The following is a 14,772-nucleotide window of genomic DNA, read 5'->3' as shown; positions in this document are numbered from 1 at the left end:
CCGTGTTCGAGCCACCCCTGCTCCAGATTGGGGGCGTATAACTCCGCACGCCCCGATATTCCTTTTCAAACTTATCAGAAGGTTAGCAACATTTCGCCCTGGTTTCCCGGAGTTTTGCGAACGCGTTCGTATAACTCCGCTTCTGGATACTTGATTGACAATTCCGGAAAATTAAATACTGTATATTTATACATAATCATTAAGGAGCCAGGATATGGACATCCGCTGCCCGATTTCTCCGCAATCCACACGCTTTCTGGATCGGCTCAGAAATTTTATCCGACTTCGCGGTCTCGCTTACAAAACCGAGAAAACCTATGTGTTCTGGATCAAGCGCTTTATCCGCTTCCATGGTCGAAAACACCCGGAGTCTATGGGTACAGCGGAGGTTGAAGCTTTTCTTTCCCATCTGGTTCTGCAGGCGAATGTCAGCGTGGCTACTCAGCGTGTCGCTTTGAATGCTTTGATATTTCTTTATCGGGAGTTTCTGGGCACACCATTGGAAAACCTGGAGTATGAAGCGGCAAAAAAGCCCAAGAGGATTCCGGTTGTGTTCAGCCCGGACGAGGCCAGGCGGGTAATTGATAACCTAAAGGGAGAATTCAAGCTGGTGGCCATGCTGATCTACGGTGCCGGCCTGAGGATTAACGAAGCTCTTCGCTTACGTGTCAAAGACGTCGATTTCGGCATGCAGCAGTTAATCGTTCGCGAAGGGAGAGGCAGATTTATGGAATCGGGCTACGATTTGCGAACCATTCAGAAATTACTCGGGCACTCAGACGTGCGCACAACGGAGATCTACACCCACGTTGTGCAGAAAGGCGGCTTTGGAGTCCGCAGCCCGATTGACCAGGCCGTTTAGGATTCCCAGTTACTCGCTGGTATTCGGCGGATATGAATGTGGCTGATCAGGCGGATGGTGGGCCTTACCAGGAACTGGAAGCTGCCGATAATAAACAGCCAGATTGCGGCGGTCTCATGCTTCGGAAACAGGAAGAGTATGCTCCCCACCAGAAACCAGATGGCGATGAAGAAATCATTGATGATGCTGATCATCTCGTAGCGGCGCCGGATGATCAGCTCTTCGTGGCCAAGTTTCAGGGTAAGCGGGTTGTCCATTGATTGTTCGTCCATGGCACTTCCTGTTTCCGGTCTGTTTGAAGCGATTATGGGTAAAGTTCGTCGGTTCTGGCGGCCATGATGAAATCGTTTTTGTGCAGGCCTCCGATTTTATGGGTCCACCAGCGTACGGTGGCTTTCCCCCATTCCAACAGTATCGCGGGGTGGTGGCCTTCTTCTTCCGCCAGGTCCGCCACTTTGTTGGTAAAGGCCTGGGCCTGGACAAAGTTTTTGAAGGTAAACACCCGCTGTAACTGCTCTTCCCCATCCTGAACGATCAACTGCCATTCAGGCACGTCTTTCAACAGGGTCTGCTTTTCAGCATCCGTGACCTGGGGTGCATCGGCACTGCAGGCGCTGCAGCTTTGCTGGCCAAGATTCGACATAGCGTCCTCCACTATATTTGTGGCTTCAACCACATCGTGGGTGCCCACCCGTCGTTTATCAACCCGGCAGTTGAAATCGACCCTTTTTCCGAATACTGTATATATAAACAGTACTCGAGAAATAAGCATGAGCAAATCACTCAACCACCTGCTTCAGGACGCCCGTATCTGGCAGGGTCATAAGCCCCAGAAACACGCCTCTCCGGCGGAGCACACGGGGTATCAGGTTCTGGATAACCAACTTGGTGGGCTCGGCTGGCCCAAGGGTGCCTTGAGTGAATGCCTGCTGGACAGCTGTGGCATTGGCGAGCTGCACCTGGTACTTCCGCTTATGCAGAAGGTCGCCAGGCAGGGAAAGACCATTTTCTGGCTGAACCCGCCCCACACACCTTATGCCCCGGCGCTGGCCAGGGCTGGCGTAAACACCGATCAACTGGTGCTGGTTCAAACTCACGATCCCGCTGACTTTCTGTGGACACTGGAAAACTGCCTGCGCTCCCCTGTCACAGGCCTGGTGATGGCCTGGCCGGGGAAGTTGGCCACCCGGGATATCCGCCGGCTGCAACTGGCTTCCGAAGCGGGTAACAATGTCTGCATTCTGTTTCGGGAACGTCGGCAGGCAGAGCAGCATTCACCGGCCGCACTTCGGCTGGAGCTGATTCCCGGAGAACACCAGGATCTCAAGATCAACATTCTGAAACGCCGTGGTAGCTGGCCAGGACAGCGCTGCACTCTTGCCCTTGGGCATCGCGCGGGCATTCAGGCCAGCGACCCCACTGGTGTGATTCAGGGGCCATGGTCACAGGATGGAGCCACCTGATTCATGTTGTGGCTGTATCTGCACTTCCCTCACCTGCTGCTGGACCATGTTCGCCGCAGTCAGCAAACTCAGGGCGCACTTGCAGTGGTCGATCTTGCCGGGCAGGCTATTCTGCAGGTTTGCCCAGAAGCCGATCACCTGGGTATTCGGCCGGGCATGCGCCTCAAGACCGCACTGGGCCTGGCACCAGACCTGGTGATTCTGCATCTCGATTCTCAACAGGAAGCCAATCTGCTGGAAGAGCAGGCCCGCTGGCTATACCGTTACGCGGCCCACATTACCCTGTCGCCGCCGCACGGTCTGTGGGCTGAAGTCAGCAGCCTCCAGCGACTATATGGCGGGCTTCCCGCCGTTTGGCAAACGGTCGAGCAGGCTCTGGCAGAGCGGCAACTCACTGCCTGGCTGGCTCTTGGGCATACGCCACTGGCGGCTCAGCTCCTTGCGCAAGCAGGCAAAGGCGAGTGCACCGCAGACAAAGGCCACATTCTGACGGCCCTGGGCAAACTGCCTCTGGTGGCTGCGGGTTTTGATGAAAAATCCTGTACCCGCCTGCATCGTCTGGGGCTGAATACGCTGGCTGAAGTCTTCAATCTGCCAGCCCGGGAACTGGCACAAAGGCTATCCCCGGAGCTGCTGGCACGTATACAAAAAGCCCAGGGCACCAGGCCAGACCCCAAATCGCCCTGGCACCCCCCGCACCGATTTCGCCAGCGGGCCGATTTTATTCAGGAAGTGGAGCATGCCCAGGGGCTTTTGTTCGCGCTGCAGCGGATTCTGACCGAGCTGGAAGAAGACCTGTGCTGGCGCCAACAGGACACCGATACCCTGCATCTTTTACTCCAACACCGGCACGAAGAAGCCACCCGGTTAACGTTGCGAACGACTGGCCCGGAGCATCGGGCAGAGAGTTTTCTGAAACTGCTGCGCCTGAAACTGGATCAGCACCCGCTGCGGGCACCGGTGATCAGCCTGTCCCTGTCGGTAAAGCGGTTTCTGGGCCGGGAAGCCCCGGTTGGCCAGGACCTCCTGGGCGATGGTCAGGACCTGAATGAAGCCTGGCATACGCTGGCCAGTCGTTTACAGGCCCGCCTTGGTACTGAGGCATTGCAACAGCTTGCACCGCGGGCAGACCACCGCCCGGAGTTTGCCTGGACAGCCTCCGCCATAAAACCGGCCAGCAGGCACAGCGAAACACCAGAGGTCTCTGGCCTGCCTGCGCGCCCTTTATGGCTGTTATCCACGCCGCACCCACTGGCAGAACCTCCGGCCAGATGGTTCTCGGGGCCGGAACGCATCAGTGCTGGCTGGTGGGACGGCCAGCGGGTGCACCGTGACTACTATATTGCCCAGTTGTCCAGCGGCCAGTTGGCGTGGGTGTTCCGGGATATTCGCGATGGCTGGTACATACACGGGTGGTTTGGCTGATGGATTCTGATTACGCCGAGCTGTTCTGCTTCAGCAACTTCACCTTCCTGACCGGCGCCTCCCATCCCCATGAACTGGCTGAGCAAGCCGCGGAGCTTGGCTATCGGGCAATTGCCATCACCGATGCCTGTTCGGTGGCAGGCATCCCCAGAGCCTGGGCAGCCCTTAAAGACAGCCCGGTAAAGCTGATTACCGGGAGCTGGTTCGAACTGAGCGATACTCCCGAGGGCGCCACTGCCCCACCCCGGTTCATACTGCTGGCTCGAACCCGCGAGGGCTACGGTCAGCTTTGCCAATTGATCACCACCGGGCGGCGACGCGCTGAGAAAGGGCAATACCGGTTATTTACCCGGGACATCGAAACCCATTCGCTGGACCACTGCCTCTGCCTGTGGCTGCCACCGCTGGTATCACAAACCAACGCGCACCAGGCATTGATCACCGGCGAATGGCTGCAACGGATTTTCGAGCACAGGCTACGCCTTGCAGCGACCCGTACACTGGAAGCCGGCGAGGAACAGCAACTGGTCCGCGTACGGTGGTTAGCTGAGCAAATGCGCTGCGCAGTGGTGGCAACCGGCCAGGTGCATATGCATCGCCGCGAACGCCAGCCATTACAGGACGTGCTGACAGCTCTGCGCCACCACACCACGCTGGAACAGGCCGGACACTGCCTGTTTCAGAATGCCGAGCGTTATTTGCGCCCGATACCGGTTATCCGGCGACTATTCCCCGAGCCCTGGGTTCGGGAGACCGTGGCAATCGCCGAAGCCTGCAGCTTTGAGCCTGGCAGCCTGCGTTATGAATACCCTCCCGATTTAGTGCCGGAACACGAAACACCCACATCGTTTCTGGCGCGACTCACCCGGGAGGGTGAACGGCAGCGTTACCCATCGGGCACACCCATGAAGGTGCAGGCACTGATTCGCAAAGAGCTGGAGCTGATTGCCGAACTGCGCTACGAACACTATTTTCTCACCATCCACGACATCGTCGACTTTGCCCGGCGCCAGGGCATTCTTTGCCAGGGCCGGGGATCCGCAGCCAATTCCGCAGTCTGTTACTGCCTGGGCATCACCGAGGTGAACCCGGCCAATGTGGAACTGCTGTTTGAACGGTTCATCTCCAAAGACCGGGATGAGCCCCCCGACATCGATGTGGATTTCGAGCACGAACGGCGTGAAGAGGTTATTCAGTACATTTACCAGCGCTACGGCCGGGAGCGGGCCGCCCTGGCCGCCACCGTGATTCGTTATCGCCCCCGCAGCGCCATTCGGGATGTGGGCAAGGCGCTGGGCTTTGATGCCACACTGGTGGAGAAGCTGCTGGATGGCATCGACTGGCGTGACAAGACCACCGGCTGGCGCCAGCAGATTCTGGACAAGGGCCTGACCCGCAGCCCCAACGTCGCGGATCAGTTCTTCACGCTGGTGAACACCTTGCTGGGCTTTCCACGCCACCTGTCCCAGCACGTGGGCGGTTTCGTGATCAGCGCCGGCCCGCTTTCAGAACTGGTGCCTGTTGAGAATGCCGCCATGGAAGGGCGCACGGTTATCCAGTGGGACAAGGACGACCTGGAAAGCCTGGGGCTGATGAAGGTGGATGTCCTGGCCCTGGGCATGCTCACCGCCATTCGCAAAGCACTGGCGCTGATCAGTGAAGAGAAAGGCACGACGTTTACCATTCAGGATGTCCCTCAGGAAGACCCTGACACCTACGCCATGCTGCAAAAAGGCGACAGTATCGGTGTCTTTCAGGTGGAGTCCCGCGCCCAGATCAACATGCTCCCGCGGCTTAAACCGGAAACCTGGTACGACCTTGTGATCGAAGTTGCCATCGTTCGCCCGGGCCCCATACAAGGCGACATGGTGCACCCCTACCTGCGCCGAAAACACGGCATGGAAGCGGTGGAATACCCCAACGATGCCGTACGCCAGGTGCTGGAGCGCACCCTCGGGGTGCCGATCTTCCAGGAACAGGTCATCAAACTGGCCATGGTTGCCGCCGGTTTCAGTGCGGGCGAGGCCGATAAACTTCGCCGCGCCATGGCGGCCTGGAAATCCCATGGCGATCTGACACCTTTCCGCGACAAACTGATTCAGGGCATGCTGGAGCGGGGCCACGATGCCGACTTCGCCGAGCGCCTGTACAAACAGATCTGCGGCTTTGGTGGCTATGGATTTCCGGAATCCCATGCCGCCAGCTTTGCCTTGCTGGTGTACGTCTCCGCCTGGATCAAACGCCACCACCCGGCAGCATTCTATTGCGCCTTGCTCAACAGCCAGCCAATGGGCTTTTACTCGCCCAGCCAGCTGGTTCAGGATGCCCGGCGCCACAACGTTACCGTGCTGCCACCAGACGTCAACCACAGCCAGTGGCAGCACACCCTGCAAGGTCCGGAGCAGCACCTGCGCCTTGGCCTTAGAATCATTCAAGGCCTGTCTCGCAATGGCGCCGAGCGCGCCCACCAGAACCGCCCGGCAAACGGTTACCAAAGCGCCGCCGAACTGCGCACCCGAGCTGGCCTCAACCAGAGTGACATGGAACTTCTCGCCGGCGCCAACGCCATGCCCGGCTTCACCAGCAACCGCCACCAGGCTTACTGGCAACTGCTCGAACACGAAGAACCCGCCGAGCTCTTCGCTAACGAAGCCATGACCGAATACACACCGGAACCCTGCCACCTGCTCCCGGAGCCCACCGAAGGGCAAAACGTACTGGCCGACTACAGCAGCCAGGGCTTAACACTACAAAGACATCCCCTTGCCCTGCTCCGCGAACAAGGCCACCTGCGCCATTGCCTCACCGCCGACCAACTCAAAGCCACCCGCCCCGGCATCCCCGTACAAGTAGCCGGCCTGGTCACCGGGCGCCAACGGCCCGGCACCGCCTCCGGCGTCACCTTCGTCACCCTTGAAGACGAAACCGGCAACGTCAACGTCGTCGTCTGGCTAGACACCGCCCGCCGCCAACGCAAACCGTTGCTCACCGCCCGGTTGTTACACGTAAAAGGAGTTATCGAGAAAGAGGGGGATATCGTTCATGTCATGGCCGGCAAGCTGTCTGACTTGAGCCATCTGATCAACTCGCTACCGGTCAGCTCCCGGGATTTCCACTGACCACAAACGAAAAAACCCCGCCAAAGGCGGGGTTTTCAGGGCAGTGTCGGTAAGGATCAGCCGAGCAGCTTGATCATTACCCCCGCTGCAACCGCAGAGCCAATAACACCGGCCACGTTCGGACCCATTGCGTGCATCAGCAGGAAGTTCTGCGGGTTGGCTTCCAGGCCCACCTTGTTGGAGACCCGCGCCGCCATCGGCACCGCGGATACACCTGCGGAGCCAATCAACGGGTTGATCGCTTCCTTGGTGAACTTGTTCATCAGTTTCGCCATCAGTACACCGGAAGCGGTGCCTACACCGAAAGCCACAATACCCAGGCCCAGGATACCCAGCGTCTGGCCATCCAGGAACTTGTCGGCCATCAGCTTGGAGCCAACAGACAGACCCAGGAAGATGGTTACGATGTTGATCAGCGCGTTCTGTGCGGTATCGCTCAGACGCTCTACCACGCCACACTCACGCATCAGGTTACCGAAGCAGAACATACCCAGCAGCGGAGCCGCATCGGGCAGGAACAGAACCACGGCAATCAGAACAACCAGAGGGAAGACAATCTTCTCTCTCTTGCTCACCGGGCGCAGCTGCGACATCTTGATGGCACGCTCTTTCTCGCTGGTCAGCGCCTTCATGATCGGCGGCTGGATCATCGGCACCAGCGCCATGTACGCATAAGCAGAGACGGCAATCGCACCCAGAAGATGCGGGGCCAGTACGCTGGATACGTAGATGGAGGTGGGGCCGTCGGCGCCACCAATGATGCCGATTGCAGCGGCCTCGAGGATATTGAACTCCAGTATCCCCGTCCAGTCCAGCAACGCCGCGCCAATAACGGTACCGAAAATACCGAACTGCGCAGCCGCACCCAGAAGCAGGGTTTTGGGGTTAGCAAGCAAAGGGCCGAAATCGGTCATCGCCCCTACACCCATGAAAATCAGCAGAGGACCAACGGTACTGCCGATAATCACAGAGTAGAAGTTATACAGCATGCCATTGCCGTAGCCGTAATCCTGCGCAATGGAGTTGGCCATCGCCATTTCGGAATAACTGGCTTCTTTCACCGCTACTTTGAAGGCTTCTTTCAGCTCAGGCGTAATCGCCTGTCCGACCTGATAGGCCACATCCAGCGGCGCCGCCAGTGCAGCCAGAACCTTGGAGTTGCCACCCTGCAAAGCAAAGTGAATAGCGTTTTCAGCCGCAGTCAGGGCAAGCCCTGCCTCCGGAATATTCGCCAGAATGCCACCAAACCCGATGGGCACCAGCAGCAACGGCTCAAACTTCTTGTTGATCGCAAGATAGAGAAGCAACAGGCCAATAGCGATCATGATCACCTGGCCCAGCTCGATGTTGAACAGGCCACTGCCTGTCCACAGTGTCATTAATTTATCCATGGAATGCTGGCCCTTATGCGATTGTCAGCATTTCATCATCAGGGGAGACGGCATCACCGACCTTGATGAAGACTTCGCCGATAGTACCGGCTTTCGGTGCGCGAACCTCGGTTTCCATCTTCATGGCTTCGAGGATAATCAGCACGTCACCTTCCTCAACGGTGTCACCCGGGGAAACCAGAACCTTGAAGATGTTACCGCCCAGCGGCGCCACCAGAGGCTCGCCTTCGCCTGCCGCCGGAGCAGGTGCAGAGGAAGCGGCCGGAGCAGACGCGGTGCCACCGTCACCCTGGATCTGGGTAATCTCGCCACCTTCAGAAACCGCCACCACAAACTTCTTGCCGTTAACGTCCACGGTGTAAGTCTCCGGGCCCGCGGCTTTCTTGGCCGGTGCGGCGTCTTCTGCGGTCGGGACCGGCTCGAACGCATCCGGGTTGTTGCGGTTCTCCAGGAACTTCAGGCCGATCTGTGGGAACAGCGCGTAGGTCAGCACGTCGTCTTCAAGATTGTCGGCCAGCTTGATGCCCTTCTCGTCCGCCAGCTTCTTGAGCTCGTCGGTCAGCTTGTCCATTTCCGGTTCAAGCACATCTGCAGGACGACAGGTCATGACTTCCTTGCCATCCAGAACACGCTCCTGCAGCTCTTTGTTCATGGGGGCTGGCGCTGCGCCGTACTCACCCTTCAGAATGGCGGAGGTTTCCTTGGAGATGGACTTGTAACGCTCGCCGGTCAGAACATTCAGTACCGCCTGGGTGCCGACAATCTGCGAGGTCGGGGTCACCAGCGGAATGAAGCCCAGGTCTTCACGAACCTTGGGAATTTCTTCCAGCACCTGGTCAAACTTGTCGCTTGCATTCTGCTCGCGCAGCTGGTTTTCCATGTTGGTCAGCATACCGCCCGGAACCTGGGCAATCAGAATGCGGGAATCGGTGCCGCGCAGGCTGCCCTCGAACTTCGCATACTTCTTGCGCACCTGGCGGAAATACGCCGCGATTTCTTCCAGCAGGTTCAGATCAAGACCAGTGTCGCGATCGGTACCTTCCAGAATGGCAACAACCGCCTCGGTGGGCGAATGGCCGTAGGTCATGCTCATGGACGAAATGGCAGTGTCCACGTTGTCGATACCGGCTTCCGCAGCCTTGATGGCGGTGGCGGTCGACATGCCGGTGGTGGCGTGGCACTGCATGTGGATGGGGATATCCAGCTCTTTCTTCAGGCGACTGACCAGATCATAGGCCACATACGGCTTGAGAATACCAGCCATGTCCTTGATTGCGATTGAGTCTGCGCCCATGTCGGCGACTTCTTTCGCCAGATCTACCCACATATCGATGGTGTGCACAGGGCTGGTGGTGTAAGCAATCGTACCCTGGGCATGCTTGCCAGTCTTGCGAACGGCCTTGATCGCACGATCCATGTTGCGGGGATCGTTCATGGCATCAAAAATACGGAAAACGTCTACGCCGTTCTCGGCGGCACGCTCACAGAAACGGTCAACCACATCATCCGCATAGTGACGATAGCCCAACAGGTTCTGGCCGCGCAGAAGCATCTGCTGGCGAGTATTGGGCATGGCTTTTTTAAGTTCGCGGATGCGCTCCCAGGGGTCTTCTCCCAGGTAACGGATACAGGCATCAAAGGTAGCCCCACCCCAGGATTCCAGCGACCAGAAACCCACTTTGTCGAGTTTCTCGGCGATTGGCAGCATGTCGTCCAGACGCATGCGGGTGGCGAGCAGGGATTGGTGGGCGTCACGCAGAATTACGTCCGTAATCCCCAGCGGTTTTTTCGTGTCAGTCATCGTGTCAGCCTTCTGTTAAAAGGTTCTAATCGTGTACCGGGGTCACTTCTTGTGGCGTGACCGGTATTGTGCAATCGCCTTCTTGATGGCCTCGGCGGTGTCAGGGTCAACCGACGTGGGCGCCTTCGGCTTGGCACGTGGCGTTCTGGCCGGGGTTGCCGGCTCTGGCGGCGCAAACCGCAGGATGATTTTGGACATCAGGCCGGTCGCGAATACCAGAATAATCAGGAACACGAACACGAAGCCCATGCCGGCAATCATCAAGTCTACGGCTTGTGACATCAGCTCATTCATATCGAACAGCTACCTGTATTGGTTTGTTGATTTCCCCGTACCGCCCGACAAGCCACCACTAAAACTAAAGTCTAATGGCCCGGCGGAACAATTCGGGAGGCAAAATCCTGCGTAATTTACCGTTTTCAATGACCAGGAGCAACCTGAAGCACGCATTTCTATAGGGACTTTCCGAGCGTCCCGGCCTGAAATGACACCTGCTGCAACAGCCTCATCAGGCTTTAATCATGCATATCTAACCCGGAATTTCCGACCTTTCACCTTACCTTTCTCCAGCCGCGCCAGCGCCTGGGCCGCCCATCGGGATTCAACCGCCACGAAGCACTGAAAATCGAACAGGTCGATTTTTCCAACGGCAGCGCCGGGAATACCGGCCTCGCCGGTGAGAGCTCCCATCACGTCGCCAGGGCGCACCTTGTCTTTGCGGCCGCCAGCCAGGCATAGCGTTTTCATGGCCGGCGTAACCGGGCGCAACGCCTCCGCCAGCAACGCCTCCGTATCGCCCCACAACACCGGCTCGCCCCGCTCCGCTTCCAGGCGCGTAATCTTGTGGCCCTGGCGCGGAGTGCAAAGAGTAACCGCATGCCCCTGCTCGCCTGCCCGGCCGGTACGGCCCACCCGATGGGTGTGTACCTCGGGATCCCGCGCAGGCTCGGCATTGATGACCAGTGGTAGCCCTTTGATGTCGAGCCCCCTTGCCGCCACATCGGTAGCCACCAGAACCGTACAACTCTGGTTGGCAAATCGAACCAGAGCGCTGTCCCGTTCACGCTGGTCCAGATCGCCGTGTAGCGACAACGCCGAAAAGCCGAGACGACCCAGTTCATCCGACAGCTCATCACAGTCCCGCTTGGTGGTACAGAACACCAGAGACGACACCGGCTGAAAACGGGAAAGCAGTGCTGCCACGGCCGCCGCCCGCTGGTCCGGCTGGATTTCGTAAAAGGATTCTTCAATGGTGATGGTGGCCGCTTTTGATTCCACTCGCACGTCTTCCGGCTTGCTCTGGAATTGCTCGCTCAGCTTTCTGATGGCCGGCGGCCAGGTGGCGGAGAACAGCAGCGTCTGCCTGCTACCGGGGGCTTGGGAGACAATGCTGGTGACCACCTCCTCGAACCCCATATCCAGCATACGGTCCGCCTCGTCCAGCACCAGCACTTTCAAGCCATCCAGCGAAAGCGTACCTTTGCGCAGGTGGTCATCTACCCGGCCAGGGGTACCCACGACGATATGAGCGCCATGGCTGAGCGACCCGATCTGGGGGCCGATAGGCACACCACCACACAACGTCAGCACCTTCACGTTATCTTTGGCCCGTGCCAGCTCTCGCAACGCTTTGGCCACCTGATCCGCCAGTTCCCGGGTGGGACAAAGAACAAGACTCTGAACCCGGAAGCATCGCGGATCGATGGCCTCGATAATCGGTATCCCGAACGCTGCTGTCTTGCCGCTGCCGGTTTGCGCCATGGCAATCACGTCCTTGCCCGCCAACGCAAGCGGAACTGCCTCTGCCTGAACCGGCGTGGGTTGCTGGTAACCCAATTGATCAAGGTTGGCCTGCATGGCCGCGGAAAGACCAAGCGCTTTAAAAGATGACATAGAAAAATCCGTGGGGTGGGTTGTGATGGGTTATTGAGAGAATGCTGACGGCGTATACTTAACGTTTGATCGCACCAGTTTATCATGAATTCACGGAGTCGCTGATGGCCTCACTGCAGGAACAGTTATTAAAGGCCGGGCTGGCCGACGAAAAGAAAGCCCGGGAAGTACGAAATGAAAAACGAAAACAGAGAAAGCAACAGCCCAAAGGCGCCACGACCGTAAACGAAGCCGAAGAGCGCGCCCGCAAGGCTCGCCAGGAAAAGGCCGAGCGGGATCGACAGCTCAACCTTGAGCGCAAGAAAGAGGCTGAGAAAAAGGCGATTCAGGCACAGATTCGGCAGCTGATCGAAACCAATCGCCTGGACCGGAGCCGCGGCGAAACCTCCTACCAGTTTGTCGACGGCAAGAAGATCAAGAAGATTCTGGTGAACGAACAGATGGTGGACCAACTCTCTCGAGGCCGTCTGGCCATTGTGGCGCTGGGTGACCACTATGAGATCGTCCCGGACAGGGTGGCCCGCAAGATTATGGAGCGCGATGAGAGCGCCATCATCTCAATGCATGATCGTAAACAGGATGACGCAGGCGAAGACGACCCGTATGCAGGGTATGAAATCCCCGACGATTTGATGTGGTAAAGACAATAAAAAACCCCGCACAAGGCGGGGTTTTTTATTTTGTATAGCAAAACGCCTCAGCCTGTGGGGTACACAAACTGAGGCGCTTTGACTTTAATATGGCGCGGCTGGGAGGATTCGAACCTCCGACCGCCTGGTTCGTAGCCAGGTACTCTATCCAGCTGAGCTACAGCCGCTTGAAACTGATTTGCGATGTTGGCGCGGCTGGGAGGATTCGAACCTCCGACCGCCTGGTTCGTAGCCAGGTACTCTATCCAGCTGAGCTACAGCCGCGCATCGCAACGTTGAGTGCTACCTCAACTGTTCTCACTTCTCTCCGGGGAGAAAATGGCGGAGAGGGAGGGATTCGAACCCTCGGTACGATTGCTCGTACGGTTCCTTAGCAGGGAACTGGTTTCAGCCACTCACCCACCTCTCCTTGAGAACGGGGCGTATACTACCATAATTTTTCTGTTTTCATAGGGTTGACACGACTTTTTTCTGGCCGATTTTCCCCACAATCAAAAAAGCCGTCCGGGTTACCCTCGAACGGCTTTTTAACTGATCAACGATTGCCCGATTCCGGCTCTTCGGAGCCTTTTTCAGATTGAATTCGCTGATAGATTTCTTCGCGGTGAACCGCCACATCTTTTGGCGCGTTCACACCGATGCGTACCTGATTCCCCTTTACACCCAGAACGGTGACGGTAATTTCGTCGCCGATCATGAGGGTTTCGCCAACACGGCGAGTCAAAATCAACATATCCCTTACTCCCTATTCCAGAGCTACCTGTTCCGACAAACACTACTGTTTACTTATTGCTTTTATAATGAGATCACTTCAGACACTAAAGACGCAGAAATACTTATACTTACCTGAATCCTGATAGCTATCTTCAATGACCTTGATCAGAGAGCATTTGAGACCTCCTGCCTCAGGCACTCTCCTCCACCCCGGCTTTATCCAGCTCGAACGCACTGTGCAGTGCGCGAACGGCAAGCTCGAGATACTTCTCATCAATCACCACCGAAATCTTGATTTCTGACGTGGAGATCATCTGAATATTGATGCCCTCATTGGACAGCGCTTCAAACATCTTGGTTGCAACGCCCGCATGGGAGCGCATACCCACGCCTACGATGCTGACCTTCGCGATCTTGGTATCTCCACCCACTTCACCGGCACCCAGCTCAGCGGTAACACCGCGCAACACTTCCTGGGCCCGTTTGAAATCGTTGCGATGCACCGTAAACGTAAAGGCAGTCTTGTTATCCTCGCCCACGTTCTGAACAATCATATCTACTTCGATATTAGCATCACTGACGGGCTTGAGAATCCGCAGTGCGCTGCCCGGTGTATCGGGCACACCAGAGATCGTCAGCTTGGCTTCGTCACGATTGAAAGCAATGCCGGAAACAACCGGTTGTTCCATGGCGTTCTCATCCTCAAAAGTAATCAGGGTGCCCTCGCCTTCCTGAAAGCTGGACAACACCCTTAATGGAACGTTGTATTTACCTGCAAACTCAACTGAGCGAATCTGGAGTACCTTAGAACCCAGACTAGCCATCTCGAGCATTTCTTCAAATGTAATGCGCTCCAACCGGCGGGCACTGTCCACTACCCGGGGGTCAGTTGTGTAAACACCATCTACATCAGTATAGATCTGGCATTCATCGGCTTTCAGCGCCGCCGCCAGGGCAACCGCCGTGGTGTCAGAACCGCCACGGCCGAGCGTGGTGATATTGCCGTTGTCATCAATGCCCTGGAAGCCGGCTACCACAACCACCCGACCGGCATCCAGATCTTCCCGCATGCGCTGCTCATCAATCTGCTTGATACGCGCCTTGGTATGGCTGCTGTCGGTGAGAATCCTGACCTGGGAACCGGTGTAGGACCGGGCATCGCAGCCCCGCTTCTGGAGCGCCATGGACAACAGGGCAATGGTTACCTGCTCGCCGGTGGAAACCAGAACGTCCATCTCACGGGGGGTAGGCTCATCCATAATATCGTTGGCGAGTGCAATCAAACGGTTGGTTTCACCGCTCATGGCCGAGACCACAACCACGACATCGTGCCCTTCTTTGCGGAACCGACAGACCTTGTCAGCTACCGCTTCAATCCGCTCGGTTGTCCCGACGGACGTACCACCAAATTTCTGAACCAGCAGAGCCATGTTTCCCAAACTCCGAAACGGGGT

13 protein-coding genes and 3 tRNA genes are annotated in these 14,772 nt (G+C 57.3%); 5 read left to right on the top strand and 11 right to left on the bottom strand.

Annotated elements, in window-relative coordinates:
• The first annotated feature begins 214 nt into the window (after positions 1 to 214).
• Positions 215 to 862, top strand: coding sequence for a phage integrase N-terminal SAM-like domain-containing protein (locus C7436_RS18455; RefSeq protein ID WP_121208702.1), 648 nt, complete (start codon positions 215 to 217; stop codon positions 860 to 862).
• On the opposite strand, the gene C7436_RS18450 is transcribed toward C7436_RS18455, so the two are convergent.
• Both C7436_RS18450 and C7436_RS18445 read right to left on the bottom strand, forming a co-directional pair.
• Entirely contained in the window at positions 859 to 1,134 is a 276-nt protein-coding gene (locus C7436_RS18450; protein ID WP_014421871.1) for a YrhK family protein, read from the bottom strand. The genes C7436_RS18455 and C7436_RS18450 overlap by 4 nt on opposite strands.
• 32 nt (positions 1,135 to 1,166) lie before the next feature.
• Positions 1,167 to 1,505: a 4a-hydroxytetrahydrobiopterin dehydratase gene (locus tag C7436_RS18445; RefSeq protein WP_014421872.1), complete on the bottom strand. Its 339-nt coding sequence runs from the start codon at positions 1,503 to 1,505 to the stop codon at positions 1,167 to 1,169.
• 127 nt (positions 1,506 to 1,632) lie between these two features.
• On the opposite strand from C7436_RS18445, the gene imuA reads away from it, so the two are divergent.
• The 3 genes from imuA to C7436_RS18430 are packed head-to-tail and all read left to right on the top strand — an operon-like array spanning position 1,633 to position 6,869.
• Positions 1,633 to 2,325, top strand: coding sequence for a translesion DNA synthesis-associated protein ImuA (gene imuA, locus C7436_RS18440; protein WP_121208701.1), 693 nt, complete (start codon positions 1,633 to 1,635; stop codon positions 2,323 to 2,325).
• 3 nt (positions 2,326 to 2,328) lie between these two features.
• Entirely contained in the window at positions 2,329 to 3,750 is a 1,422-nt protein-coding gene (locus tag C7436_RS18435; protein ID WP_121208700.1) for a Y-family DNA polymerase, read from the top strand.
• Positions 3,750 to 6,869, top strand: coding sequence for an error-prone DNA polymerase (locus C7436_RS18430; RefSeq protein ID WP_121208699.1), 3,120 nt, complete (start codon positions 3,750 to 3,752; stop codon positions 6,867 to 6,869). Before C7436_RS18435 ends, C7436_RS18430 begins: the two co-directional genes overlap by 1 nt.
• A 56-nt stretch (positions 6,870 to 6,925) precedes the next feature.
• Here C7436_RS18430 and C7436_RS18425 read toward each other — a convergent pair whose 3' ends face one another.
• The 4 genes from C7436_RS18425 to dbpA form a co-directional block, all read right to left on the bottom strand.
• Positions 6,926 to 8,260 carry a sodium ion-translocating decarboxylase subunit beta gene (locus C7436_RS18425; protein WP_041654810.1) on the bottom strand — a complete coding sequence of 445 codons (1,335 nt, stop codon included), beginning with the start codon at positions 8,258 to 8,260 and terminating at the stop codon, positions 6,926 to 6,928.
• A gap of 13 nt (positions 8,261 to 8,273) precedes the next feature.
• The gene (oadA, locus tag C7436_RS18420; protein ID WP_023011360.1) at positions 8,274 to 10,061 is read right to left on the bottom strand and encodes a sodium-extruding oxaloacetate decarboxylase subunit alpha; all 1,788 of its coding nucleotides are present in this window, start codon (positions 10,059 to 10,061) and stop codon (positions 8,274 to 8,276) included.
• Between the two features lie 42 nt (positions 10,062 to 10,103).
• Entirely contained in the window at positions 10,104 to 10,355 is a 252-nt protein-coding gene (locus tag C7436_RS18415; protein ID WP_011784486.1) for an OadG family protein, read from the bottom strand.
• Positions 10,356 to 10,580: 225 nt separating this feature from the next.
• On the bottom strand, positions 10,581 to 11,954 hold the full coding sequence (dbpA, locus tag C7436_RS18410) for an ATP-dependent RNA helicase DbpA (RefSeq protein WP_121208698.1): 1,374 nt from the start codon (positions 11,952 to 11,954) through the stop codon (positions 10,581 to 10,583).
• Positions 11,955 to 12,058: 104 nt separating this feature from the next.
• On the opposite strand from dbpA, the gene C7436_RS18405 reads away from it, so the two are divergent.
• Positions 12,059 to 12,595, top strand: coding sequence for a DUF2058 domain-containing protein (locus C7436_RS18405; RefSeq protein WP_011784484.1), 537 nt, complete (start codon positions 12,059 to 12,061; stop codon positions 12,593 to 12,595).
• 99 nt (positions 12,596 to 12,694) lie between these two features.
• Here C7436_RS18405 and C7436_RS18400 read toward each other — a convergent pair.
• From C7436_RS18400 to C7436_RS18380, 5 genes are all read right to left on the bottom strand, one after another.
• Positions 12,695 to 12,771, bottom strand: a tRNA-Arg gene (locus tag C7436_RS18400).
• 20 nt (positions 12,772 to 12,791) lie between these two features.
• Positions 12,792 to 12,868 (bottom strand) — tRNA-Arg (locus C7436_RS18395).
• A 55-nt stretch (positions 12,869 to 12,923) separates the two neighbouring features.
• Positions 12,924 to 13,013, bottom strand: a tRNA-Ser gene (locus C7436_RS18390).
• Between the two features lie 126 nt (positions 13,014 to 13,139).
• The gene (gene csrA / locus C7436_RS18385) at positions 13,140 to 13,337 is read right to left on the bottom strand and encodes a carbon storage regulator CsrA (RefSeq protein ID WP_011784483.1); all 198 of its coding nucleotides are present in this window, start codon (positions 13,335 to 13,337) and stop codon (positions 13,140 to 13,142) included.
• A gap of 172 nt (positions 13,338 to 13,509) precedes the next feature.
• Positions 13,510 to 14,748: an aspartate kinase gene (locus tag C7436_RS18380; RefSeq protein WP_011784482.1), complete on the bottom strand. Its 1,239-nt coding sequence runs from the start codon at positions 14,746 to 14,748 to the stop codon at positions 13,510 to 13,512.
• Between the last annotated feature and the right edge of the window lie 24 nt (positions 14,749 to 14,772).

This window comes from Marinobacter nauticus (assembly GCF_003634635.1).
GTDB classification, from domain to species: domain Bacteria; phylum Pseudomonadota; class Gammaproteobacteria; order Pseudomonadales; family Oleiphilaceae; genus Marinobacter; species Marinobacter nauticus.
This window is presented reverse-complemented; position numbering and strand designations above follow the sequence as displayed.

Excerpts from the sequence above, each read along its gene's own strand:
- C7436_RS18455 (WP_121208702.1), top strand. The coding sequence starts at position 215 with ATGGACATCCGCTGCCCGATTTCTCCGCAATCCACACGCTTTCTGGAT.
- C7436_RS18450 (WP_014421871.1), bottom strand. The coding sequence starts at position 1,134 with ATGGACGAACAATCAATGGACAACCCGCTTACCCTGAAACTTGGCCAC.
- C7436_RS18445 (WP_014421872.1), bottom strand. The coding sequence starts at position 1,505 with ATGTCGAATCTTGGCCAGCAAAGCTGCAGCGCCTGCAGTGCCGATGCA.
- imuA (WP_121208701.1), top strand. The coding sequence starts at position 1,633 with ATGAGCAAATCACTCAACCACCTGCTTCAGGACGCCCGTATCTGGCAG.
- C7436_RS18435 (WP_121208700.1), top strand. The coding sequence starts at position 2,329 with ATGTTGTGGCTGTATCTGCACTTCCCTCACCTGCTGCTGGACCATGTT.
- C7436_RS18430 (WP_121208699.1), top strand. The coding sequence starts at position 3,750 with ATGGATTCTGATTACGCCGAGCTGTTCTGCTTCAGCAACTTCACCTTC.
- C7436_RS18425 (WP_041654810.1), bottom strand. The coding sequence starts at position 8,260 with ATGGATAAATTAATGACACTGTGGACAGGCAGTGGCCTGTTCAACATC.
- oadA (WP_023011360.1), bottom strand. The coding sequence starts at position 10,061 with ATGACTGACACGAAAAAACCGCTGGGGATTACGGACGTAATTCTGCGT.
- C7436_RS18415 (WP_011784486.1), bottom strand. The coding sequence starts at position 10,355 with ATGAATGAGCTGATGTCACAAGCCGTAGACTTGATGATTGCCGGCATG.
- dbpA (WP_121208698.1), bottom strand. The coding sequence starts at position 11,954 with ATGTCATCTTTTAAAGCGCTTGGTCTTTCCGCGGCCATGCAGGCCAAC.
- C7436_RS18405 (WP_011784484.1), top strand. The coding sequence starts at position 12,059 with ATGGCCTCACTGCAGGAACAGTTATTAAAGGCCGGGCTGGCCGACGAA.
- csrA (WP_011784483.1), bottom strand. The coding sequence starts at position 13,337 with ATGTTGATTTTGACTCGCCGTGTTGGCGAAACCCTCATGATCGGCGAC.
- C7436_RS18380 (WP_011784482.1), bottom strand. The coding sequence starts at position 14,748 with ATGGCTCTGCTGGTTCAGAAATTTGGTGGTACGTCCGTCGGGACAACC.